This is a genomic window from Stenotrophomonas sp. NPDC077461, assembly GCF_049545475.1.
In the GTDB taxonomy this organism is placed as follows: Bacteria; Pseudomonadota; Gammaproteobacteria; order Xanthomonadales; family Xanthomonadaceae; genus Stenotrophomonas; species Stenotrophomonas nematodicola.
On sequence record NZ_JBMWDO010000001.1, the window covers coordinates 124658 to 148359 of the forward strand.

The window sequence follows — 23702 nt, forward strand, 5'->3', positions numbered from 1 at the left end:
AAAAGGAGGGCCTATGGACTTGGTGAAGATTGCGGGGCAAGTCAGTCGCGACGCGGACCAGAGTACAAGCGATTTGTTGAAGAAGAACGTTCAGTTCGCGGAAGGGCAGGCCGAGCTTCGCAAGATTGAGTTGGATCAGCAGGATGAAAAACGCGAACGCAGGAGCCTGCGTAGCGAACTTGAAGCCATTCAGTACGGTCAGGAAAAATCCCGCGAAGTGGATGCGCTGAAAAGTGAGTTGCGCATGCTGAAACATAGCAATGAGGTTTTGCGCGACATTGCGGCGGATGTCATTCTGGACCGTTCCAGCATCCGGAAAGCAATCGAGGCGCTCAAGAGCAAGTGGGTCGAACCCTCGCGCTTTGATGAATTCAACGCCGACTACGTGCGCATGCGCGCAGACGAAAAGCAGAAGATCGAAGGCGACGACGAGCAGCAGGCCAGCGCTTACAGGCTGGTGGATGATGTGCTCAGTGGATGGTCACATCCATCATCAACCCGCCGTCGTCGTCCACCGGGATCAACGCCGTAACGTGATGACTGTGTTGTTCAGAACAGCCCCCGATTGGGGGCTGTTTTGTTCCTGTCATTGCTTGATTGCCTGTGAGGGGCGGTGTGTACGTTCAACGATGGGAATATGAATCAGCCTGCGGGAACGACCCGTCGCCGGCAGGAGGTCCCGTTCAATCGCTGTCGGGTGCCGCCAGGCTGTCGAATGGGGCGGGGAGGGGGCGTTCCGGGGGCCGCTATGGGCGCGGTGCGCGCTGCGGGCCGAGCCGCCAGATCGCCAGCCCGCCATACAGCACGGCCAGCCCGACCAGCGTCCACAGCTCGCGGGCGACGTCGGCCACGCTGGCCTCCATCTGGTTCATGCGGACCACCACGTTGATCCCCGATGTGGTAGGCAGCAACTGCGACAGGGCGACCAGTGCGCGTGGCGATGCGATCGCCGGCCACGACAGGTTGGCCAGGAAGAACAATGGGATGGAACACGCGATGACGTATTGGAACGCGCGCTCGCGGGTACGGAAGAAGCTGCCGATGAACATCCCGAAGGCGACGGTCGCGGCGATGAACAGCGCACCGCCCACGAGTACACCGACGGGATTGCCGCCGCGCGGATAGTCCTGCACCCAGGCGGTGAAGCCGACGTAGTAGAGCAGGCCGAGCATGCCGATCAACCAGAACCCCACGGCCATGCCGGACAACGTCGGCAGATCGAAGCGCAGGCGCCGGCCCAGGGCCAGGCGGCGGGTACCCAGCAGCACGCCGATGCCCATCAGCAGGGTCTGGTGGACGATCAGTTCGGCCACCCCGGCGACGATGGCGCTGCCGTAGCCCTCGTGGGTGTTGTACAGCGGGCGCTGCACCAGGCGGATCGGCGGCGGCTGCGGTGGGCCCATGAACGCGGCCTGCGCGACGGCAGCGTCGCGGCCGAACGCACCCAGTGCCTCGGCCACGCCGGCCATTACCCAGCTGGCACGGCCCAGGTAGGCACCGTTGCCGATCAGCACCAGATCGCCGCTGCCCCCGCGCAGGATGTCGCGCTCCAACCGGTCCGGGATGAGCAGGATGCCTTCGGCATGGCCAGCCTCCATCACGCGGCGCGCCTGGTCCAGGCTGGCCGGCTGGCCCACGATGCGCACCGCATTGAGCGCGTCCACGCGGCGCAGCAGTTCGCGGCTGGTGGCGCTCTGGTCCAGGTCGACCACCACGATCGGCAGGTTGCCGGCGACCTGGTGCCGGTACGCGGCCGGATAGAAGAACGAATACAGCACCACCGCACCGATCATCACCACCAGTGCGTAGCGGTCGGTAAGCACCGCGCGCAGGGTCTGGCGCAGGCTGTCCCAGACCCGGCTCATGGCGACGCTCCCTGCGCCGACGCTGCGGGTCGCAGGGCGCGCGCGGTGGCGATCAGCCGCCAGCCGCCGATGCCGCCGGCGACCAGGATCATCAGCGCCAGCGTGGCCAGCGGCCACAGCGATACCGCTCCTGCAGCGCCGACGAACTGCTGTTGGGTCTGCAGCTTCACATAGGCGGTCAGCGGCAGCAGCAGGTTCCAGATGCGGGTGAACAGCGGCGCGTCGATCACCGGGAAGGTGGCGCCGGAGAACGCCAGCGCGGTGCCCAGCGACAGACCCACCACCGACAATGCCGTGCCCATGTCGCGGGTGACGCCGACGAACAGCACCGCATAGGCCGCACAGGCCAGGTAGAACAGCGGCTGTGCCAGCAGCAGGAGCAGCAGGCTGCCGGCCACGCCATCGCCGCGCAGATAGGCCAGGTACAGCACGCCGGCGGCGCCATACACGGCGAACAGCAGGACATACGGCAGCAGCTTGCCGGCCAGCGCTGCCCACGGTGCGTCGCCCAGCCAGGCGGCCAGCGCGCCGTCGCGCACTTCGCGGCCTACGCTGCTGGCCGCCGCCAGCGCGAGCACCAGCGACAGGATCGCCGGGAAAACAAGCGGCAGCAGAAACAGCTCATAGCTGCGGGCCGGGTTGTAGAGGATCTCCGACTGCACCCGGATCGGCGCGGCGCGCAGCTTGCCCGGGCCCACCTGCAGCCCGATCCGCTCCGTCAGCAGGCGCGCGTTCCAGGCCCCGACGGCGTCGGTGATATCGCGTGCGGCCGATTGCCCGGTGGTCAGGTAGCTGGCGTTGTAATACGCCAGGACCGTGCCTTCGCCGCCGCGCAGCGCCTGACGGGTGGCATCGCGCGGCACCAGCACGACGGCGAACACCTCCAGGCGGCGCAGTTGGGTCTGCGCCTGCGCCAACGTGGGCGGCTGGCTGGCCACCGCCACGCCGGGGCTGGCATCGAGCATGCGCGTGAGCAGGCGGCTTTCGGCGCTGTGGTCCAGGTCGACCACGGCAATCGGCACCGCGCGCATCACCGACGCGGAGAACAGCCAGGCCATTGCCAGCAGCATCAGCAGCGGCAGCACGGTGACCAGCGCCAGGTCGGCGCGATCGGCGCGCAGGTGCCGCAGTTCGCGTTGCAGCGAGGCGGAGAATCCCGCCCGCAGCGGCGGCTTCATCCCTGTGGCCACGCGAACAGCACGCTCATGCCCGGGCGGAAGCCCTCGATGCGGTCCACCGCGCGCACCCGGATCTCGAAGCTGCGCACGTCGTAGCCGGAAGACTGGCGCGTGCTGCGCCAGGTGGCGTAGTCACCGGCCGGATTGATGAAGTAGACCTCGAAGTCGGCATCGCGGCCGAGCGCGGGAATGCTGCCACGCAGAGGGCTGCCGATCTTCAGCCCCTGCATCTGCGATTCGCGCAGGTTGATCGACACCCACATGCGGTCGATGTCCACCAGCGTGAACACCGGATACCCGGCGGGGACCAGTTCGCCGATGTCGGCCATGCGTTTATTGATCTCGCCGGCCACTGGTGCACGGCCGTTGACCTCATCGCGCGCGGCATCGACTTCGGCCACCGCGCCCCGGGCCTGGCGCACCTGGCCCTGCGCGGCGCGCTTGTCCTGTTCGCGTGCGCCGGCCAGCGCCTGGTCGTACTGGGCGCGTGCGGCATTGGCCAGTTCGCGCGAGCTGCGCGACTGGGCCAGCGCCTCATCCCGCTTCTGACGGCTCATCACGCCTTCGTTGAACAGGTTCTGCACGCGCCGGTAAGTCGCATCGGCCAGGGTGGCGCCGGCCTCGGCGCGTTTCCAGTTGGCCTGGGCAGCGCGGATGTCCTCGCTGCGCGCACCGGCATCGGCTTTGTCGGCGACGGCCCGGGCGGCGTCCAGGGCGCCGTGCGCCTGTTCCTCCTTGGCCGACACTTCGGGACTGTCGAGCACGAACAGGACCTGGCCCGCCGCGACCCGATCGCCCTCGCGGACGTTCAGCTCGGCCAGCCGTGCAGTAATCTTGGCGGCCACGTTCAGCGTATCGGCGTCGGCCATGCCCTGCAGCTGGTCGGCCGGTGTGCGCCATGCCAGCCACAGGCCCAGCAGTACCACCAGCGCAAGCGCCACCAGTATCACCACGCCGGCACGGCGCTTGTTCGGGGGCGGGGCGTCGGCCGGCGCCTGCAATGTGTCATTCATGGTCGATCACCTCGTCCGCACGGCGTCGGAATTCGTCATAGCGGTCCATCTGTCCACTGATCTCCAGCAGCTGCGCCAGCGCCACGTCGTACTGATAGGCGGCCTGCGCGCGTTCCACGCGGGCGCCACCCAGACCGAGCCGGGCGTCGATGACATCCAGCGAGGTGGCCTGGCCTTCGCGATAGGCCAGTTCCTGCAGGCGCAGGTTCTCGCGCGACTGTTCGATGCTGCTGTCGAGCAGCGCGTACTGGTGGCGCGCGGTCTCCAGCTCGTTCCAGGCCTTGCGTACCCCCAGCGCCACCTGGTTTTCGGCCTCGCGCAGGCCGGCCTCGGCCTGCTCCTGCTGTGCGCGTGCAGCGCGGATCTGCGCCGGGCGCGAGCTGGGCGACAGGAAGGTGTACTTCAGGCCGATGCCGAACGCCCAATCGGGGTCGGTGATCATTTCATCGCGGCGGCGGAAGTCGTACTGGCCGAACAGATACACGGTCGGCTTGAGCTTGGCCTGCTGCACACGTACGCCCTGTTCGGCCTGCGCCACCACGGCGCGCAGACGCGCAATCTGCGGCTGCCGCGCCTGCGCCACGCGCTCGAAGCTGGCCACGTCGCCAAGTGGCGCGCGGTGCACGAACAACGGCGAGATGGGCCGCACCTCGCCGCCGCTGCGCAGCAGCGTGGACAACGCGGCCTTGAGTGTCTGCAGGTCGTTCAACGCCTTCTGGTACTCGCGCTCGGCCTTGTCGCGGGCGACGTTGGCCTGCAGCCGCTGGGCGCGGGTGGCAAAGCCCTCGCGCTCCAGCTTGAGCGCATCGTCGAGGTGGCGCTGCATGCCATCGCGCACGTCCCGGCGGACGTTCACCGCCTGCTCGGCCAGCTGCTGCCCGAAGTAGGCCTGGGCCAGCTGCACGCTCAACGACTGGCGTTGCGCGTCGCGCTCGGCGTTGGCCTGCTCGGTGGCACCGGCCGCGGCCTGCTGGGCTGCCGGAATGAGGCCGCCGGTATACAGCGGCAGCACCGCGGTCACCACCGGCCGGGTACGCCAGTCGCGCTCGGTGAACTGCAACGGGGAGTCGATGCCGAACGCTTCGGCCACCGGGGTCAACGAGCCCAGCGGCAGGGTCAGGGTCTTCTGGAACTGCAGCCGGCGCACTTCGCCGGTGATCTCCGGCAGCCGCAGCAGCCGGGTGGCGTCCTGCAGGTCTTCCTTGTTGCGCACCGATGCATCGGCGGCGGCGAGCGCGTCGGAGACCTGCTCAAGCCGCTGCTGCGATTGCACCCAGTCCAGCGCAGGACTGTCCTGGGCGACGGCGGTGAGCGGCAGGGCGGCGGCCAGCAGTGCCGCGCCAATCCCCCAGGCGATCCTGCGTCGCGCGTTCGTAGCGCGCGCCTGCGTTGCATGCCGGCTCACGTGCTGGCGGCTCCCTGCGTAAAAAGTCTGGCAAAAGATAGTGCGCGCCGCGTGAAGCCGGGGTCTTTGATGCGGATCAAGGCGTGGCCGACGCCGCTGCGTAACATGGACGGTGCACGCTATTTCCATCCCTACAGGAGCAGTGCCATGAGCCAGCCCACCGCACCGGGACGCAACGCAGGGGCCACGCCGGCCTTCGAGCACGAGCCGGACAGCACCGGCGGCTACTGGTCCAACCGGCCGGAGAACACACTGCCACCGCCGGACATGATGGGGGCCTACATGCGCAACCGGCCGCTGCCGCCGGAGGACGTGGCGCAGCGCAAGGCCTACATCATCGGCACCGGCATCGCCGGGTTGGCGGCGGCGTTCTACCTGATCCGCGACGGCGGCATGCCGCCGGCCAACATCACGCTGCTGGACAGCCTGGAGATCGAAGGCGGTTCGCTGGATGGCGCGGGGGATGCCGAGCAGGGCTACCTGATCCGCGGCGGCCGCGAGATGAACTGGAACTACGACAATTTCTGGGACCTGTTCCAGGATGTGCCGGCACTCGAACTGCCGGCCGGCTTCAGCGTGCTCGACGAGTACCGCGCCGTCAACGACAACGATCCGAACTGGTCCAAGGCGCGGCTGCTGCACCAGCAGGGCAAGGTCAAGGATTTCGCCACGTTCGGGTTGAGCCGCGGCCAGCAATGGGAGCTGGTCAAGCTGCTGCTCAAGCGCAAGGAAGACCTGGACGACGTCACCATCGAGGACTACTTCAGCGAAGGCTTTCTGCAGAGCAACTTCTGGTTCTTCTGGCGCTCGATGTTCGCCTTCGAGAACTGGCAGAGCCTGCTCGAGATGAAGCTGTACATGCATCGGTTCCTGGATGCCATCGACGGTCTGAACGACATGTCCGCGCTGGTGTTCCCCAAGTACAACCAATACGAGAGTTTTGTGGTGCCGCTGTCGCGGATGCTGCGCGCGCAGGGCGTCAACGTGCAGTTCGATACCCGCGTCCACGACCTGGAGATGGCGGTGGACGGGCAGTCACGCACCGTCACCGCGCTGCGCTGCCGGGTGGCCGGCAACGAGACCACGCTGCCGGTTGCGGCGGGCGACCTGGTGTTCGCGCTCACCGGTTCGATGACCGAAGGCACGGCGTACGGCGACATGGACACCGTGCCGCCGCTGGCGCGCGACCGCCGGGACCCGGGCGAGGACAGTGACTGGGCGCTGTGGCGCAATCTCGCGCGGCAGTCGCCGATCTTCGGCAAGCCGGAGAAGTTCTACGGCGACGTGGACCGCTCGATGTGGGAGTCGGCCACGTTGACCTGCCGCCCCTCGCCGCTGGTGGACAAGATCCGCACGTTGTCGGTCAACGATCCGTACTCCGGGCGCACCGTGACCGGTGGGGTCATCACCATCACCGATTCCAACTGGGTGCTCAGCTTCACCGTCAACCGCCAGCCGCATTTCGTGGACCAGCCCAAGGACGTGCTGGTGGTATGGGTCTATGCCCTGTTGATGGATCAGGACGGCAACCACATCAAAAAGCCGATGCCGGCGTGTACCGGACGCGAGGTGCTGGCCGAACTGTGCCACCACCTGGGCATCGGCGACCAGATCGATGCGGTGGCCGCCGCGACCAGGGTGCGGCTGGCGTTGATGCCGTACATCACCGCGCAGTTCATGCCGCGTGCCGCTGGCGACCGTCCGCACGTGGTACCGGCCGGCTGCACCAACCTGGGCCTGCTCGGCCAGTTCGTGGAAACGCGCAACGATGTGATCTTCACGATGGAAAGCTCGATCCGCACCGCGCGTGTGGCGGTGTACACCCTGCTCGGGCTGCGCAAGCAGGTACCGGACCTGAGCCCGACCCAGTACGACATCCGCAATCTGATCAAAGCGGCACGGGCGTTGAACAACAACGCGCCGTTCCCCGGCGAACGGCTGCTGCACCGTCTGCTCGGCAACAGTTATTACGCCCACATCCTGCCGCCGCTGCCACAGCCTGAAAAGGGCCGGGAGGCCTTCCTTGAAGAGGAGCTGTCTTGGTTGTCAGGCAAGGGCAGCGTGGTGCTGAAGGACCTGTCTGCACGGCTGGATCGGCTTGGCGAAACGCTGGGCAGGCGGCGCGCGCCCTGAGCGCGGGGCGGCGTGCGGCAGGGCGGCGTGGCGTCGCCGCCGCCCCGCTGCAGGCTGAACCAACGGCAGCGCCTTGACGCCGCATCCACACCATTTCACGGCCTGCAGCCGTCCCGACGCGGACACTGGCGCCACGAGCTGACACAAGGAGCCGACATGAAACCGACCCTCTCCCATCTGTTGTGCGTAGGCGCGCTGCTGGCATCGTCCTTTGCCGCCACGGCTCAGACCTACGGACCGAAGGACGAAGGACGCCGTTTCAATGACGGCAGCAAGGTGGTGTGCAAGAACGTGGAAGTCCAGCGCAACGCGAAGGACCCCAACCGGATCACCGGTACCGCCACCGGCGCCATTGTCGGCGGCCTGCTGGGCAACCAGGTCGGCGGCGGCAATGGCAAGAAGGTGGCGACGGTGGCAGGCGCGGTGGCTGGCGGTGCGGTTGGCCGCAACGTGCAGGGCCGGCATCAGCAGGAGTCCGGCAACCGCGTGGTCGAACGTCGCTGCGAGCGCGTCTACCGCTGATCCCCGCAGCCTCCGTATCGTTCACGAGCAGCAATGCGACGCCGGCCCCGGGCCGGCGTCGTCGTGTCCGGACCTTGCCGAATGTGGCGGCAGCCCCCGTATACTCCGCCAAACCGCATGGACGATCCGCCTGTGAGCGACGCGCTCGACCCTGGCAGTACCCCCGACGTACCCGGTGCAGACGCCGATTCCCACGGTCGTTTTGCCCGCCTGCGCGAGCGGACCGACGAACTGGAAATGTTCATCTCCGGCCTGCTCGCCTTCGCACTGCTGGCGGTGCCGGGGCGCATTTTCGATGCCTGGGCGGTCAGCGAGGTGCACACCGACGGCATCTACTGGCAGGCGCTCTGGTTCGGCTTCAGCACCAGCGTTGGCCTGTGCTACGTGCTGGCGATAGCCCTGATCGCGCACCTGGCCATCCGTGGTTACTGGGTCGGCCTGATCGGGCTGAAAAGCAATTTCCCCGACGGTATCCGTTGGGATCACATTCCCTTTCTGGGTCGTACCGCGCGCGGGTTCTACCAGGCACGGGTAGTCGGCCTGGACCAGGCCATCACCAATGCCGACCGCGCCGCGTCGACGCTGTTCTCGACCACGCTCCTGTTCGCCCTGACGATGGCCGTCATCGGGCTGATGTCGATACTGGCGATCACGGTCTCGGCGGGTATCGGTGCGCTGTTCCCCCATTCGGATGAGGTGGCATTGGCGATCCTCGCTGTGCTCACGGGCGTACCGGTGATGCTGGGCCTCGGCGCAGGAATAATGGACAAAGCGGTCGCCAGGCGGCACGCGCGCGGCGAAGCGAGCCCGCGACTGGAGCGGGCAACACACCGTGTATTGGCGCTCAATCAGTGGTTTGTGCCGATGCGGATGCTGCTGCCGGTACAGTTGATGCTGCAGAGCAACCAGCGCGCCCGGCACTTCATGTGGCTGTATATGGGCGCGGTGATGGTCGCGATGGTGATCGGCGGGGTGCAGGCCGTGGGGTCGATGCGCTTTTCGCTGCTGGACCGCTATTCGCTGGTCACCGAAGCGGCGGTCGAGCAGGGCATGCTCAGTGCCCACTACGAATCGCTGCGTACCGAGCACGATCGCCTGCTGCGCTATCCGATGATCCCGGCCGACGTGATCCAGGGCAGCCGGCTGCGGCTGTTCATTCCGCACCAGCCAAAACGCGAGAACGCACTGGCGCAGCGCCTGTGTACGCTGCCCGATGGCGGCAATACGGCTGCCGGCCCGGAGGCGGCGAGCCGTGCCGTTGCCTGCCTGGCGAAGGTCTGGCAGGTGAGCCTGGACGGCACGCCGGTGCCGCTCGACGGCTTCCTGCCCATCGAGCGGCGTGATCTGGAGATGCGCGGCCTGGCCGGCTACCTGCCGCTGGAGGGGTTGTCGCCGGGACGCCATGACCTGCTGCTGGTCTGGAATGCGGACGGCGGGAAGCGTGGACGCGAGCGTCGCCGCGAGTACCGCATTCCGTTCTGGTATGCGCCCGACGACAAGCGCTGACGGCTGGCGGTACTCAGCGCGTCGGCGGATTGCCGGCGATGGTGCGGGCACCGGTGATGATCATCCGCACCATCTGCGCCAGTTGTTCGATCAGCTCGGGGTCCTTCTCCGGAGGCTGGTCCACCGCCGTGGCCCCCATCGCGAACACCAGGCGGGTAATCGCCTTGGACGCCAGCGCCGGCTCATGCAGCACCGCGCCGTCGGCGGCGGCCAGCCGGATCAGGTCGACCCGGAGTTCGTCTTCAAAATAGTTCAGCTCGCGGTCCACCGCCTGCTTGAACGCATCCGAGCCGGCGCTGCCTTCGCGCAGCAGCACATGCAGCAGCTTGTCGTCGGCGCGCAGCTGTTCGATGAAGGTCTCCACCGACAGCCGGATCACGCTGCGTTCGGATGAGGCCGCGCGCTGGCGCGCCTCGCCGATGATGGTGCGCAGTGATCGCCCGGCCAGGTCGATCAGGGCGACGGTCAGTTCGTCCATGTCGCGGAACTGGCGGTAGAACGAATTCGGTGCGATCCCGGCTTCGCGCGCCACTTCGCGCAGGCTCAACGTGGAGACGCTGCGATGCGGGCCGATCAGGGCCAGGGCGGCGGCCAGCAGGTCGTCGCGGGTGATCGAGGATTTGCGCCCGTGGTGGGCATCGTCGACCACGGTCGGGGGCAGGTCTGGGGAGGTCATCGGGGGCAGGGTGGTCACGTCGCTGAATCATAGCCGGTCCCACGGATATACAAGTGTATACACAGGCGTATGCTCGGCCGTATAGTGCCTGTATGAGCGCACGCCTTCGTCCTGATTCCCGCCGCCGCACCCCGCTGTCGCCCCGCCACTGGGTGCCCGAGGCGTTGTTTGACTTCTGGGCCGGTGGCCTGCATCCGCTGTGGACGCTGCGCCGCCCGCGCGCCCGGCTGGTCGCCCGTGAGGCGGCCAGTGCCGACGCGGTCACCCTGATCCTGAAGCCGAACCGCCATTTCCGCGGGATGGCCGCCGGCCAGCACGTCAATCTGGGCGTGGAGGTCGACGGCCGCCGCCTGACCCGCAGCTACAGCCCCACGCGGCTGGCCGATGGCACGCTGGCGATCACCGTAAAGGCGATCGACGGTGGCCGTGTCAGCCAGCACCTGGCGAGCGGCGCGCCCCTGGGCGAGGTGTTCGAGCTGGGCCAGGCGTTCGGCGGGATGACCCTGCCTCCGCAGGCCGATCAACGCCTGCTGCTGCTGGCCGCCGGCAGCGGCATCACACCGATGCGCGCGCTGCTGCGCCAGCTCGATGCGGCCGGCATGCCTGCGCAGGTGGACCTGCTGTACTGGGCACGCCAGCGCGAGGCGCTGTGTTTCGTCGACGAACTGGACGCGATGGCCGCGCGCCATCCCCGCCTGCGCGTGCACTACCTGCCCACCCGCGATGCGCAGGCCCCGGCCCCGCGCGTGGATGCCTACGCGTTCGATGCGCTGGGCGATCTGGCCAGCGCCCGCGTGCTGGTGTGCGGACCCGGTGGCTTCGTCGACACCGCGCGTGCACGCCTGCAATCGCAGGTCGCCGCGCTGCAGGTGGAAGCGTTCAGTCCGCCGGTCCTGCCCGATGCCGAAACCGGTCTGGTACAGGTCGAACTGCGACGCAGCGGACGCACCCTGGCGCTGCCGCGCGGCACGTCGCTGCTGCAGGCGCTGGAAGCGGAGGGGCTGCGCCCGGCCAGCGGCTGCCGCATGGGCATCTGCAATACCTGCGTATGCGGCAAGGCGTCCGGCGTGACCCGGCACACCCTCACCGGCGAGTACGCGGCCGAACCGGCCACGCAAGTGAAGCTGTGCGTGAACAGCGCCAGCACCGACCTGATCCTGGAGCTGTAAGCATGTCATCCGTCAACAACCGCGTACTCTCCGCCGCCGAACTGCAGTCTTTCGGCGCTGAACTCGACGCGCTGCGCGCGCGCCAGCTGGCGACGCTGGGCGCTGCCGATGCGCGCTACATCCGCCGCGTGGTGGCCGGGGTGCGCTGGACCGGCGTGGCCGGCCGCGCCCTGCTGTTCCTGGGCGCCTTCGTGCACAGCGTGCTGATTCCGGCGTGGATCGCCGGCGTGGTGCTGCTGGCACTGTCCAAGATCCTGGAGAACATGGAGCTGGCGCACAACGTCATCCACGGCCAGTACGACTGGATGGGTGATCCGCAGCTGCAGGGCAGCACCTACGAATGGGACATCGTCGGCACCGCCGACAACTGGCGCAAGACCCACAACTTCCGCCACCACACCTATACCAACGTGCGCGGGCTTGACGACGACATCGGCTACGGCCTGCTGCGCATCTTCCCCGAGCAGCGCTGGCGCCCGTTCTTCCTGCTCCAGCCAGTGGTGGCGGTGGTGTTCGCGCTGCTGTTCGAATGGGGCATCGCCATCCAGGACCTGCGACTGGGCCGCTGGTTCGCCGGCAAGATGACCTTCAAGCAGCTGCGTGCACAGTTCCGTCCGGTCGGCCGCAAGATGGGCCGGCAGATGTTCAAGGACTACCTGCTGTTCCCGGCACTGGCTGGCCCGTTCTTCCTGCCGGTGCTGCTCGGCAATGTGGCGGCCAACCTGATCCGCAACGTGTGGACGTACGTGATCATCTTCTGCGGCCACTTCACCGCCGATGCCGAAACCTTCCCGAAGGAATGCGTGCGCGATGAGACGCGCGGCCACTGGTACCTGCGCCAGCTCCGCGGCTCGTCCAACCTGACCGGCGGCAAGCTGATGAACCTGATGTCGGGCAATCTCAGCCACCAGATCGAGCACCACTTCTACCCGGATATCCCGGCCAACCGTTATGCCGCCATTGCCGTGGAGGTGAAGCGGATCTGCGCGCGCTACGGCCAGCACTACAACACCGGCTCGCTGCCCCGGCAGTTCGGCCAGGTGATGTGGCGGATCGTGCGCCACGCCTTCCCGAGCCGACCGTCGCGCGCGCCGGCACTGGCGCCGGTAGGGCAGGGCAGCACGCAGCCCGGCTGAGCGGCGCGGCCGGTCAGAGCTGCCGTTCCCACTGCACCCGCCACAGCGGGACACCGCTGCGCCGCCGTTCCAGCGTTTGCCGGCCCAGCGCGTCCCGCAGCTCCTGCCCGGACACCAGGTCGCGCTGCAGCAGATTGTTGGCGCTCAGACGCAGCTTGCTGCGCGTCGACAGCGTCCACAGCACGTACAGGTCCAGTTCGCGTCCATCAGCGGTCGTGTCGATCTGCCCGGCGGTGATCCGCGTGGGGCCGCCATTGCGCCAGGTGTAGGTGATCCCGGTGGTCCAGCGCGTGTTGAGCCGGTAGTCGGCGCCCACCGTGCCGGTGAAGCGCAGTTGTTTGTCCAGCCGGTTGTCCGGCCCTGGCACGTCCTGCACCTGCGACCAGTTGCGGGTGGCATTGGCGCGCAGCGTGACCTCCGGTGCGGCGTCGATCCAGCGTGCCAGTGCGAGCTGCGCATCCATCTCCAGGCCCGTGCTGGTGGCATTGCCGCCATTGCGGGGCGATGCGACCCAGCGTCCATCGATCAACGTCGTCTCGGTGCGCACCACGTTGCTGATGCGGCGCGCATAGGCGCCCAGACTTAGCTGGGTGCCCTCCCTGCCCTGGATCTCGTAGGCGATGTCCACCCCGGTGGCCAGCTCCGGACGCAGGGCGGGGTTGCCCTGCTCGTCCGGATTCAACGGGCGGTTGTTGGTCGAGGTGTACGGGCGTGGAATCAATGAGGCGAGCGTCGGCGACTTGTAGGTGCGGCTCACTGCCACCCGCAGCTGGTCGTCCCGGCCCGGCACCTTCCACAGGGACTGCAGCACGGGCGACAGCACGTGGTCGCGTTGCTGGACCGCGGCAAAGCCACTGCCGACGCTGCGCGTGTCGATATGCTCCCAGCGCAGGCCGAGGTACAGCGACCAGCGGGGGCTGAGCTGCATCTCGTCCTGGCCGTAGAGTGCAAGCCGGCGTACCCGGGCATCGAAGGCAAGGTCACTGGCGCTGCCGGGGGTGCCGCCGATCGGCAGCAGCCGCTGCAGGCGCGTTTCATCACGTCCGTCCACGCTGGCTTCCCACCCGAGTTCCACAGTGTGCCGTCCGTGGGCGGGCAGCGCGTACTTGCCGGTGCTGTTGATGTTGTGCACGCGCAGACGGGCGTCGGTGTGGTCGTCCAGGTTCTGTGTACCCACCGTGTCGTAGCCCTGCTCGCGATAGCGGTAGCGCTCGCGATTGCCGCCCACGGCCAGTTTGCCGACGAAGCTGCCGCCAGCAGCCAGGCCGTGCGTCCAGGTGGCGCTGCCGCCGAGCTGGGCAACGTCGATCTCCGTCCGCTGCCGGTAATGGTCGTGCTGCAGGGGAGGGCCCAACAGGGTGTTCCAGTCGATGTCGACCGCGCGGTGGAAGCGGCTGGCGTCGGCCAGTGCCTGCAGCGTCAGTGAATCCCCGTTGCCCAGGCGCAGGTCCAGGCTCGGTGCCAGCGACACGGCTTCGCGTGCGCCACGGGCCTGCAACCGGCTGTCGCGCAGCATCGTGGTGCCACCGGCATTGTCGTGACCGGTTTCGGTGGTGCGTTCGTCAACCTGGAACGCCCGGCGCGATGCGGTGGCGGTCACCGTGCTGCTGCGATCACGGCCATTGCGGCTGCGCTGCCAGGTCAACGAGGGCGTGCTGCGGCCGTTGGACACGCCCCACGCGGCGGTCAGCGATGCGGCGTCCTTGCGTGCGTCGGCCACCAGCACAATGTTGAGCGTGCCGGCGATCGCTTCGCCGCGCAGGTCGGCAGTGGGAGCGCGGAGGATCTCGATGCGTTCGACCATCGCCGGAGTGAGTGCGTCCAGATCGAATCCCAATGGCGCGCGCTGGCCGTTGATCAGGATCTGGGTGTAGCCGTTGCCCAGTCCGCGCAGGGAAACCGTGCCCGCACGCCCCGGTGCGCCCGGCACGACGCTGATGCCCGGCAGGCGCTTGAGCGCATCGATCAGCGCAGGGTCGCCGTACTGCCGCAGCTCCTGCGCACCGATCACGATGCGCGTGACGGTATCGTCGCGGCGTGCGTCGTAGGACGCGGCCTGCACCTGCACGGTGTCCAGCGTGGTGGGTGGGGACGTGGACGGCGCGGGCTGTGCAGCGGCGGGAACGACGGCGTACAGCGGCAGCATCAGGGCGAGCGGGTACAGGGCGGAACGGGGCATGCGCGAGGTCCGTGCAGTGGGCTGGCGCAGGCATGCGATGGGCAATACCCACCCCTCCTGCGGCCAGGAAGGCGAAAACGAACGGCAACGGTGGATCGAACGGCGAGGTGTGGCGGGCGGTCAGTTCAAGTGGTGCTGGGGGTCGACGCGTTCGCCGTGACGCAGCATCTCCATATGCAGGTGCGGACCGGTGACCCGTCCGCTGCTGCCGCTGCGGGCAATCTGCTGGCCGCCGCGCACCCGTTGGCCAGCCTGCACGTCAGTGGCATCGAGGTGGGCGAACAGCGTCTGCCAACCGTTGCCGTGATCGAGTACCACGACCGTGCCGTACTGCGGTCCCTCGGGATACGCATCGGTGGCGATGAGCACGGTGCCGTCAGCGGGCGCCAGCACGGGCGTTCCGACGCGGGCGCTGAAGTCGGTGCCGCGATGCGCGCGCTGGCGGATACCGCCGGTATCGCCGAACTGGCCGGTGATCCTGGCCTGGGCCAATGGCGCGGCAAACCGCAGCGGCGGTGGAATGCGCAGTGCACCGCCTGTTGCCGTGGTGGTGCGAATCCCGGCCACGGCGACGATCTGTGCCGGTGTGGTGGCTGCAACGGCCTGGGCCAGGGTGAGCATGGCACCCGCCGCGAGCGCGCCGGCACCGAGCAGGGCGCATGCAGCGCGCGGCAACCGGCGCGCACCATCGCCCTGCAGCATGTGCAGGATGCGCAGGCGGTGGCCGGCCACCTCACGGTGGGTCAGCGCGTTGAGCGCAGTGGGCGCGCCGCCATGCCCGGCCATGCGCAGTGCCTGGAGGTAGGCGCTGGCGAAATCGCGTCGGGCGTCGTCGTCGCCCTGCAGCGCCTCGGCATCGCAGTGCAGTTCGACGGCCATCTGCACGCGCGCGGCGATCAGCCGCACGAAGGGGTTGAACCACAACAGCGCGCCGGTCACCGCCATGACAGCGGCCCGCTGCGGGTCGCGACGCGACAGGTGCGCGGCCTCGTGGCGCAGGACCAGGCGCAGCTGGCGGTCGTTGAAGCGCAGCAGCGCATCGGCGGGCATGACCACGGTGGGATGCGGCCAGCGCACGGCGAAGGGGGTCATGGCCTGACCGGTGACCCGCAGTGCAATCCCCTTGTCGGCCAACTGCCGTGCCGTGTCGCCACTGAGCCTGCCGGGCCATGCACTGTCTGCGACCGGCGTGGCAAGGCGCACGATCCGTGCGGCGCTGCGCATGCCGCCGAGCAGGCGCAGCAGCAGCACGGTGGCCACGCCAAGATAGGCGGCCAAGGCCACGTGGGTCAGCGACGGCCATCCGAGCCCGGCCATCGGCGCCGGGATCGTGGTGCCGCCAGCGGCTCCTTCGTCCAGCGCAATCGGCAGGGACAGCGGCGCGGGCAGGGCGGCGAGCTGCATGGGGGCGGCAGTGGCCAGCGCGACGGCCAGCAACGGTGGCACCACCGCAAGCAGCCAGATCCCGAGCCAATAGCGCGGCGTGGCAGTGGAGAGCCGCAGCAGGCGGTGCAGCGCGATGCCCAGTGCCCAGGCCAGACCGGCTCCGAGCAGGCTGCCGGACAGGTGCAGAACCCACGGCGACAGCGCAGACAGACTCATGGCTGCAGATCCTGGTCGGGATCGCGCAGCAGTGCCTCCAACTGGGTCAGTTCGGCGTCGCTGAGCAGGCGGCTGTCGGCGAACGCCTGCACCGGGAGTGCGCCGTCGATCTCAAGCACACGTCGGGCGAAGTCGGCGCTGAGCGCCGCCAGGGTGGCGACCTTGCTGGCCCTGGCCCGATAGACGTTCAGGCCATGCTCGGCGACTTCGGCGACCAGGCCCTTGTCGACCATGCGCTCCAGCGTTTTGCGCGTGGACGAATAGGACCACGCCAGGGTGGCGGAGACGCCGTTGTGCAGTTCACGGGCACTGCAGGCGCCACTGCGCCACAGGCACTTGAGCAGTTCCAGCTCGGCATTGGACGGCGTTGGCAGTCGGGACATGTCGGTCACGGCATCCGGGAGTGATGTCGCAAGTGTGCGACAACTGTCGCACGCCATGCAAGGCCCGCTGCCGACGCTCAGTCGTCCACGGCAAGGGTGCCTTCAGCCAGCGGCACCCGGCGGCCGTCGAGCAGGCCCCGGCTGAGCACCCCCTTCTCGATGAACAGCAGTTCGCCGTTCTCGCCGTCCTTGATGCTGCTGTCGATGGCGATGATGCGGTCGCCGTGGAAGCTGCTCACGTGCGGCATCGATGTGTGGCCCACCACGATGCGCGCCAGGTCCAGCTGCGTGAGCAGCGCCTGGACCTGATCGGTATCCAGGCGGCCATCGAAGTAGCCGCGGTACCAGATCGGACTGGTCTTGCCATCAAACAGGCGCGCGCTGTCCGGCGCGGCTTTGACCTGGTCGCGGGGCAGGCCGAGCGACGCCTGGTAGGTGGCATTGGTGGTGGCCATGTCGCGCACCAGGTCCAGATTCTCCGGCGCGATGCCACCGTGCAGGAACAGGGTGTCGCCGATCTGCAGCAGCGCCGGGCGGGTGCGCAGCCACTGGCCGAGCGTGCTGTCGGCCCCGTACAGCGCGGGATAGGATCGACCAAGCAGCGCGGCGCTGCGCAGGTATTTCGGGTTGACGTAGCGCAGGTCGTCGTAGAGCACCATCGTCTCGTGGTTGCCGAGCACGAAATGCACGGCACCGCCGGCCTCGCGTGCCTGCTCCTGCAGGCTGTAGAGCAGCCAGAAGGCTTCCGTCACCTGCGGCCCGCGATCGAAGACGTCGCCGGCGACCACCAGCGTGGCATCGCCGAGCGACCAGCGGTCTGCCGCATCGATCACACGATGGGCGTGCAGCAGCCTGACCAGCAGGTCGTACTGGCCGTGGATGTCCGACAGCGCGACGATGCGCGGCGTGGCCGGCAGCCGCGCCGCAGCGGCGGTCTGCGCGGGTACCACGGTGAGGGGATGGGCGTAACCGCATTCCGGTGCGATCACGGTACCCGCGCGGCGGGCGGGCAGGGTGCGGCGCACCACGTGGTCGTTGCACACCCACTGCGCCTCCAGGCCCGTTGCGGTGGTGAACACGTACGGGCCATCGGCGTCCACGTGGTCGGCGGGCGGCGGTACCTCGCGCGCGGTCGCAGCGAGCGGCACCAGCAGCAGCATGACGCGCAGTCCGCGCAGGACGCCGCAGGACAGGACGGAACGGGTGGACATCGGGGACTCCTTGCAGGTGCGGGCAGACGCGCCGCGCCCGGCGATGCTACGCCGCCCCGCCGCCGCGGACCACGCATCATGCGGCGGCATGCCTTGCCGCACGCCACGATCGGCTGGCTTGCCTGCTGCACGCAGCGCAGGCTAAATATCGGTCTGCTGCTGCCGATAGCAATGCGGTGACCTGCGCACGGCAGTGGGCGGTGGTCAGGGCGAGATGGCAGCTGTGGTCGATGGGCCACGGATCTTCAGGATGAAGCGGAGCAGATGTTGAGAAAGGACGCGAAGGGAACGTTGGCCCGCCAGTGGGCCCTGCTGAACATGCTGCCGCCCGCACCCCAGCGGATTACCGCCGGCGAACTCGCCGACCGCCTGGCGTCGGACTACCCGATCACCAAACGGTCGGTCGAACGTGACCTGCAGGCACTGTCGGCGGTGTTCCCGCTGGAATGCGACGAGCGCGAGCGGCCCTTCGGCTGGAGCTGGCAGCGCGATGCAAAGGCGTTCTCGCTGCCGGGCATGTCGGCCATCCAGGCGGTGGTGCTGCTCACTGCCCGCGGCCACCTGCGTGATCTGTTGCCGCTGCACCAGTGGCGCGAGCTGGAGCCACTGTTCCAGCAGGCCGAGCGCACCCTCGCCAAGGGACTCGGCCGCAGCGCGACTGCGCGCTGGGATGCCCGTGTGGCGCGCGTGGATGCCAACCAGCCGTTGATTCCGCCGCGCATCGACGATCAGGTCCTGCTCGCGGTTCACCAGGCGCTGTACGGCGGGCAACAGCTGCAGGTGGACTACCTCGCGCGTGGCCGCGCCCAGGCCCGCACGCATGTACTGCATCCGCTGGGCATCGTGCTGCGCGGCCCGATCACGTACCTGGTCGCGCGCATCGACGGCAGATCCACGCGCAGCATGCTGGCGCTGCATCGCATCGCTGCCGCCGTGCGGCTGGACGCCGATGCCGACAGTGGCGACGCTGCCGCCCTGGCGTCCGCGCTGCCGCAGGTGGCGGCGGGCTTCGAACGGCACGGGCGGATCGCGTTGTCGCTGTGGGTCGATGCCGCGCTCGGCCAGCACCTCGGCGAGGCAGCCCTGGCGATCGACCAGGAACTGGCCCATGACGCCGCCACCGGCGGATTCCACCTGCATGCCGACGTTGAAGACACCTCGCAGCTGCGCTGGTGGTTGATGGGCCTGGGGCCTTCCGTGCGCGTGCTGGCCCCGACCGCGCTCGCCGATGCGCTGCGCCTGCAGCACCTGCGCAGCGCCTTGCAGGGGCTGTCGCCCGACGCTGCGGCGCAGCTTGTCGCAGCCGCGTGTTCGGATGACGTCCCCGGCTGATCCGGCGGTTGCCGCGCATGTCCGCGCCCTGCCACTTCTTTCCCGATTCTTCAGCAACGCATGAAAATGGACAGTCACGTGACCACCGACCTGAACTCGCCGACGGATATCTACCGGCATGTTGCGCGCGACGTCGAAGACATTCTCACCCGCTTCGATGTCCCGTCCGCCCACCCGCAGCTTGAGGCGCATACCCGCGCCGCCGTGGCGCTGCTGGCCGATTTCCGCCAGCGCATCGATGAGCAGGTGCAGGCGCTGGACCGCAATGCGGAATGGGATGCCTTCACCATCGCCTTCTACGGCGAGACCAACGCCGGCAAGTCCACGCTCATCGAAGCGCTGCGCATCGCGCTCGGCGAAACCAGCAAACGCGATGCACAGCAGGCGTTCGAGCAGCTCCAGCGCGAGCACGGGCTGGGTGAGGCGGACATCGCCGCACTGGAGGGACGCATCGACGAGGCGCGCGATGCACTCGCGGCGCTGCAGGCCGGGCAGGAGACGGCCATGATCCAGTACGATTCGCGCCAGACCGCGCTGCTGGATGACATCGCCACCTTGCAGGCCGAAGCGACCTCGGCGCCTGCGTCGTCGTGGTGGATACGCCTGCTGGCGGTCCTTCGTCGGACCCCGAAGGACACCCGGCTGCACGACGCCCAGCGTCGGCTGGCAGATGTGAACGCCGAGCGCGAGGCGGCGCGCCAGTCGCAGCAGGCGCGGATGGCCCAGGTGCGGCAGCAGCTGCTGGAAGACGAGCAGCGGCAGATGCGCCAGCGCGAAGCGCTGCAGCAACTGACCGACTACGCGGACGGCGGCATCATCGGCGATGGGCGCTCGGACTTCACCGTCGCCACCGGGCGCTTCGCCTTCGAAGCCAACGGCCACTCGTTCGTGCTGCTGGACGTGCCAGGCATCGAAGGCGACGAGGCCAAGGTGCACGACCACATCGACAGTGCGGTACAGACCGCCCACGCCGTGTTCTACGTCACCGGCAAGCCGACCGCACCGCAGAAGGGCGAGGCCGGGCGGCCGGGTACGCTGGAGAAGATCGCACGCCATCTGGGGCCGCAGACCGAAGTCTGGACGCTGTACAACAAGCGCGTGACCAACCCGATGCAGCTGCAGGCCGCCCGGCTCACCAGCGAGGACGAGGCGGCCAGCCTGGCCGACCTCGACGGGCGCGTGGCCAGCGTGCTGGTTGACCAGTACCGCGGCAGCCGCACGGTCAGCGCGCATCCTGCCTTCCTGGCAAACGCACGGCACCTGGTGCCCGGCTCGGACATCGCACGCACCCAACGCAAGTTCCTGGACCGGATGACGGCCGATGAACTGCTGCTGCGCAGCGGTTTCACCGCGTTCCAGACCTTCCTGACCACGGAGCTGGTGGACGACTGCAAGGCCAAGATCCAGCGTTCCAATTTCAACAAAGCGCGCGAGGTGGTGGACACGGTTGCGGCGAGCATCGCCACGCTGCAGCAGGAGCGGTTCCAGCCGCTGTCCAGCAGTCTGGCCGAGGACGCCGACGGCGCCGTGCGCCAGATCGGCCTTGCGGTGAAGTCGATGCGGGCGCGGCTGCGCGACAAGGGGCGGTCCTGCATTGCCCGCTACACCGTGCGCGTACGCGAGCATATGTACGCCTACATCGAGGGCGACCACGGCAATGAGGCGTTCACCCGTACGCTGGAGGACTGCATGGCGCGCGAAGCCCAGCAGCTCGTGGAAGATGTCGGCGTTGCGATGGCCGCACAGCGCGACCGCCTCGAACAGGAGATCGCCTCGATCATCGAGACGTTCCGGCAGCAGGCGGAGGAGCTGCTCGACGCGTGCCGCGGCATGGCCGTGGGCGGCCTGGACAGCCGCATCAACCTGAAGATCAACATCGATCATGGGATCCAGATCGGCAGCCTCATCGCCACGCTGATCGGCGGTGCTGTGCTGCTCTGGACCCCGGCGGGCTGGCTGCTGATGATCCCGTCCGCGCTGACGCTGGCGTTCTCGGCTTACAAGGCGATCCGTGGGTTCCTGAGCAGCGAGTTCCGCCAGACGCAGCAGCGCAAGACGGTCGACGAGAACATCGCCAGCGCGGCCGATCAGCTCAAACGTCGTCTTGAGGACGGGCTGAACGAGGCCTTCGCCGAGCTGGATGCCGTGGTTGCCGGTATCCAGGCATCCCTGCGCGCGCCGGTCGAGCAGGTCGATCATCTCAACCAGGTGCTGATCACATCCACCCGCAACCTGCAGCAGCTCTCCTCCCGGATCCACGCACAAGGAACCCTTTGATGGAAACCACATTGAGCGCCTTCAAGGCGCAGCAGTCCCAGGCCAGTGATGTGTTGGGCAAGTTGATCCAGTTCCTCGAGCGCGGCAGCGCGCTGGGCATCACGCTGGAGCCGTCGTTGATCGACAAGCTCGTGGCCGTGCGCGACGGCATCGCGGGCGAGAAGCTCAAGGTCGCCCTGATCGGTGGGTTCTCCGAAGGCAAGACCTCCATCGCGGCGGCGTGGCTGGAGCAGCTCGACGAGGCGAGCATGAAGATCAGCCACCAGGAGTCCTCCAACGAGGTGAAGGTCTATGACGTGGGCGACGACTTCACGCTGATCGACACGCCGGGGCTGTTCGGCTTCAAGGACCGGATCAGTGCCGACACCCACGAGGTCGAGAAGTACAAGGACATCACCCGGCGCTACGTCAGCCAGGCGCATCTGGTGCTGTACGTGATGAACCCGGTCAATCCGGTCAAGGAAAGCCACCGCGACGAGCTGATATGGCTGTTCCGCACCCTCGACCTGTTGCCGCGCACGGTGTTCGTGCTGAGTCGCTTCGATGACGTGGCCGACGTGGAGGACGAGCAGAGCTACCAGGCGGCATTGGCGATCAAACGCGACAACGTCGCCGGACGCCTGACCGACCTGCTCGCACTGGACGCGGCCGAGCGAGCCGACCTGTCGATTGTGGCAGTGGCGGCCAACCCCTTCGACATGGGATTGCCGCATTGGCTGTCACAGCTGGACACCTACCATCGGCTGTCGCGCATCGGGGTGCTGCAGCAGGAAACCCGGCAGCGCATCGCACGCAGTGGCGGGGCGGTGGCGCTGGTGGAAGAGGCCCGCCGCAGCGTGATCCGCGATGTGCTGGACAAGCAGCTTCCGGTTGCCCGGCAGAACGATGCGCGCATCGCCGAGAAGCTGCAGCGCGCCGAAGCGCTGTCCGAGCGCATGAACCAGCAGCTTGTCCAGGCCAGGGGCGATGTCACCGAGACGCTGGTCGAGCTGCGGGGTTTCGTTGCCGACTTTTTCGCCGGGCTGATCCTGCAGGCCAAGGGCGTGGACCGCCAGACCTTCACCGACTTCTACGAGCGCGAGATCGGCGCCGACGGCATCATGCTGTCCACCCGCCTGCAGAACGAGTTCGAGCAGCGCGTGAAGGGTGTCAACCTGCAGATGGCCAAGGTCCAGCTCGACGTGGATACCGAGGTCAACCACATCAATGCGGTGATGCGCGACATGGGCAAGCAGGGCCTGCAGTACGTCCTGAAGGGCAATCTGATCAACAACGGCTCGGTACTGGCCGCCCGCGATGGCATCGTGGGGGCAGCCAAAGCGCTGGGCATGGACGGCGTGGGCAAGGCGCTCAAGTTCAAGCCCTGGGGAGCGGTCAAGTTCGCCAAGGCGGCCAACGGCGCGCTGGTGTTCGTGGGCGCCGCGATGGAAATCTGGGACAGCTGGAACGAAGCCCAGCGCGAGAAAGCCTTCCAGACGCTCATCGCAACGATGGTGACCTCGTTCGAGGACCAGCGCGCGGACCTGCTGACGATGCTGCAGAGCGAGCAGGCCGTGCCCAGTCTGTTCCCGGACTACCAGGCGCTGGAGGCCCGCGCACAGGCCATGCAGGCCGAAACGGCCGTGGTGAAGGAGCGTCGCCAGCAGTTCCAGGCCTGGAACGAGGAAGCGCTCGCGCTCGACGCCGAGCTCAAGCGGCTGCCCCACTGAGGCGTCAAGCGGGCCGGTGGCGCTGCGACGCAGATCGTCGCGCCACCGGGCCACGATACAGGCTCCTCCAACGCTGTAAAGGAAGTGCCATGCTGAAGAATGCCCTTGCCCTGGTCGGTTTGTGGGTGGTGATCGCAAAGACCCAGGCGTTGATCGAGCGGGTGCGCGATGAAGCGGCGGCCGACTGACCGCCCCACAGCGGCACTCACATGATCCGTCCTCCCGCCCGCATGTACCTCTGCCCCGCGTGCCGCTGGTTCCGCTGGGTCCGCCCGCGCAGTGACTGCCTGCTGGGAGGCGTGGACGTTGTCCGCCGCTGTCCCCGCTGCGCGTCGGCCGTCATTTCCTTCGGCGGCGACTGGCGCAGCCTGCTGTCGCGCTGGCTGCGCCGTCGAGCGCAGTGATG

Annotated in this window: 19 protein-coding genes; 10 read left to right on the forward strand and 9 right to left on the reverse strand. The window is 68.1% G+C overall.

Translation table 11 applies throughout. The annotated features are described in order from the left end of the window. Positions 1-13 precede the first annotated feature (13 nt). Positions 14-532: a hypothetical protein gene (locus tag ACPEH8_RS00640; RefSeq protein WP_017356057.1), complete on the forward strand. Its 519-nt coding sequence runs from the start codon at positions 14-16 to the stop codon at positions 530-532. A 214-nt stretch (positions 533-746) separates the two neighbouring features. Here the strand turns inward: ACPEH8_RS00640 and ACPEH8_RS00645 are convergent, their stop codons facing one another. From ACPEH8_RS00645 to ACPEH8_RS00660, 4 genes are read right to left on the reverse strand one after another with little or no spacing between them, the layout of a single operon-like run. Further along, positions 747-1865, reverse strand: coding sequence for an ABC transporter permease (locus tag ACPEH8_RS00645; protein WP_262072222.1), 1119 nt, complete (start codon positions 1863-1865; stop codon positions 747-749). Beyond that, positions 1862-3043: an ABC transporter permease gene (locus ACPEH8_RS00650; RefSeq protein WP_423665796.1), complete on the reverse strand. Its 1182-nt coding sequence runs from the start codon at positions 3041-3043 to the stop codon at positions 1862-1864. The genes ACPEH8_RS00645 and ACPEH8_RS00650 overlap by 4 nt, the downstream gene beginning before the upstream one ends. Further along, positions 3040-4056, reverse strand: coding sequence for an HlyD family secretion protein (locus tag ACPEH8_RS00655; protein WP_017356054.1), 1017 nt, complete (start codon positions 4054-4056; stop codon positions 3040-3042). Before ACPEH8_RS00655 ends, ACPEH8_RS00650 begins: the two co-directional genes overlap by 4 nt. Then, on the reverse strand, positions 4049-5413 hold the full coding sequence (locus ACPEH8_RS00660; RefSeq protein ID WP_136004427.1) for a TolC family protein: 1365 nt from the start codon (positions 5411-5413) through the stop codon (positions 4049-4051). Before ACPEH8_RS00660 ends, ACPEH8_RS00655 begins: the two co-directional genes overlap by 8 nt. A 195-nt stretch (positions 5414-5608) precedes the next feature. On the opposite strand from ACPEH8_RS00660, the gene ACPEH8_RS00665 reads away from it, so the two are divergent. The 3 genes from ACPEH8_RS00665 to ACPEH8_RS00675 all read left to right on the forward strand — a co-directional run bounded on the left by ACPEH8_RS00665 (position 5609) and on the right by ACPEH8_RS00675 (position 9622). Further along, the gene (locus ACPEH8_RS00665) at positions 5609-7594 is read left to right on the forward strand and encodes an oleate hydratase (RefSeq protein WP_017356052.1); all 1986 of its coding nucleotides are present in this window, start codon (positions 5609-5611) and stop codon (positions 7592-7594) included. A 156-nt stretch (positions 7595-7750) separates the two neighbouring features. Then, a complete protein-coding gene (locus tag ACPEH8_RS00670; RefSeq protein WP_017356051.1) occupies positions 7751-8116 on the forward strand; it encodes a glycine zipper 2TM domain-containing protein in 366 nt (121 codons plus the stop codon). A gap of 117 nt (positions 8117-8233) precedes the next feature. Then, positions 8234-9622 carry a hypothetical protein gene (locus tag ACPEH8_RS00675; RefSeq protein WP_423665798.1) on the forward strand — a complete coding sequence of 463 codons (1389 nt, stop codon included), beginning with the start codon at positions 8234-8236 and terminating at the stop codon, positions 9620-9622. A 13-nt stretch (positions 9623-9635) separates the two neighbouring features. Here the strand turns inward: ACPEH8_RS00675 and fabR are convergent, their stop codons facing one another. Next, a complete protein-coding gene (gene fabR, locus ACPEH8_RS00680) occupies positions 9636-10298 on the reverse strand; it encodes an HTH-type transcriptional repressor FabR (protein WP_017356049.1) in 663 nt (220 codons plus the stop codon). Positions 10299-10390: 92 nt separating this feature from the next. On the opposite strand from fabR, the gene ACPEH8_RS00685 reads away from it, so the two are divergent. Both ACPEH8_RS00685 and ACPEH8_RS00690 read left to right on the forward strand, forming a co-directional pair. Then, on the forward strand, positions 10391-11467 hold the full coding sequence (locus ACPEH8_RS00685) for a ferredoxin reductase (RefSeq protein ID WP_168355621.1): 1077 nt from the start codon (positions 10391-10393) through the stop codon (positions 11465-11467). 2 nt (positions 11468-11469) lie between these two features. Further along, entirely contained in the window at positions 11470-12603 is a 1134-nt protein-coding gene (locus ACPEH8_RS00690; protein WP_017356047.1) for a fatty acid desaturase family protein, read from the forward strand. A 13-nt stretch (positions 12604-12616) separates the two neighbouring features. Here the strand turns inward: ACPEH8_RS00690 and ACPEH8_RS00695 are convergent, their stop codons facing one another. The 4 genes from ACPEH8_RS00695 to ACPEH8_RS00710 form a co-directional block, all read right to left on the reverse strand. Then, positions 12617-14782 (reverse strand): TonB-dependent receptor plug domain-containing protein, encoded by a 2166-nt coding sequence (locus ACPEH8_RS00695; RefSeq protein ID WP_423665800.1) that lies wholly within the window; start codon positions 14780-14782, stop codon positions 12617-12619. Positions 14783-14902: 120 nt separating this feature from the next. Then, entirely contained in the window at positions 14903-16384 is a 1482-nt protein-coding gene (locus ACPEH8_RS00700; protein WP_153164458.1) for a M23/M56 family metallopeptidase, read from the reverse strand. After that, on the reverse strand, positions 16381-16767 hold the full coding sequence (locus ACPEH8_RS00705) for a BlaI/MecI/CopY family transcriptional regulator (protein ID WP_017356044.1): 387 nt from the start codon (positions 16765-16767) through the stop codon (positions 16381-16383). Before ACPEH8_RS00705 ends, ACPEH8_RS00700 begins: the two co-directional genes overlap by 4 nt. A 77-nt stretch (positions 16768-16844) precedes the next feature. Continuing rightward, a complete protein-coding gene (locus tag ACPEH8_RS00710; protein WP_423665802.1) occupies positions 16845-17978 on the reverse strand; it encodes a metallophosphoesterase in 1134 nt (377 codons plus the stop codon). 264 nt (positions 17979-18242) lie between these two features. Between ACPEH8_RS00710 and ACPEH8_RS00715 the strand changes: the two genes are divergently transcribed. From ACPEH8_RS00715 to ACPEH8_RS00730, 4 genes are all read left to right on the forward strand, one after another. Further along, a complete protein-coding gene (locus ACPEH8_RS00715) occupies positions 18243-19310 on the forward strand; it encodes a helix-turn-helix transcriptional regulator (protein ID WP_423665804.1) in 1068 nt (355 codons plus the stop codon). A 78-nt stretch (positions 19311-19388) separates the two neighbouring features. Continuing rightward, positions 19389-21587, forward strand: coding sequence for a hypothetical protein (locus ACPEH8_RS00720; protein WP_423665806.1), 2199 nt, complete (start codon positions 19389-19391; stop codon positions 21585-21587). Then, the gene (locus tag ACPEH8_RS00725; RefSeq protein ID WP_423665808.1) at positions 21587-23296 is read left to right on the forward strand and encodes a LeoA/HP0731 family dynamin-like GTPase; all 1710 of its coding nucleotides are present in this window, start codon (positions 21587-21589) and stop codon (positions 23294-23296) included. The genes ACPEH8_RS00720 and ACPEH8_RS00725 overlap by 1 nt, the downstream gene beginning before the upstream one ends. A gap of 209 nt (positions 23297-23505) precedes the next feature. Then, positions 23506-23700: a hypothetical protein gene (locus ACPEH8_RS00730; protein ID WP_136004354.1), complete on the forward strand. Its 195-nt coding sequence runs from the start codon at positions 23506-23508 to the stop codon at positions 23698-23700. The last annotated feature ends 2 nt before the right edge of the window (positions 23701-23702 follow it).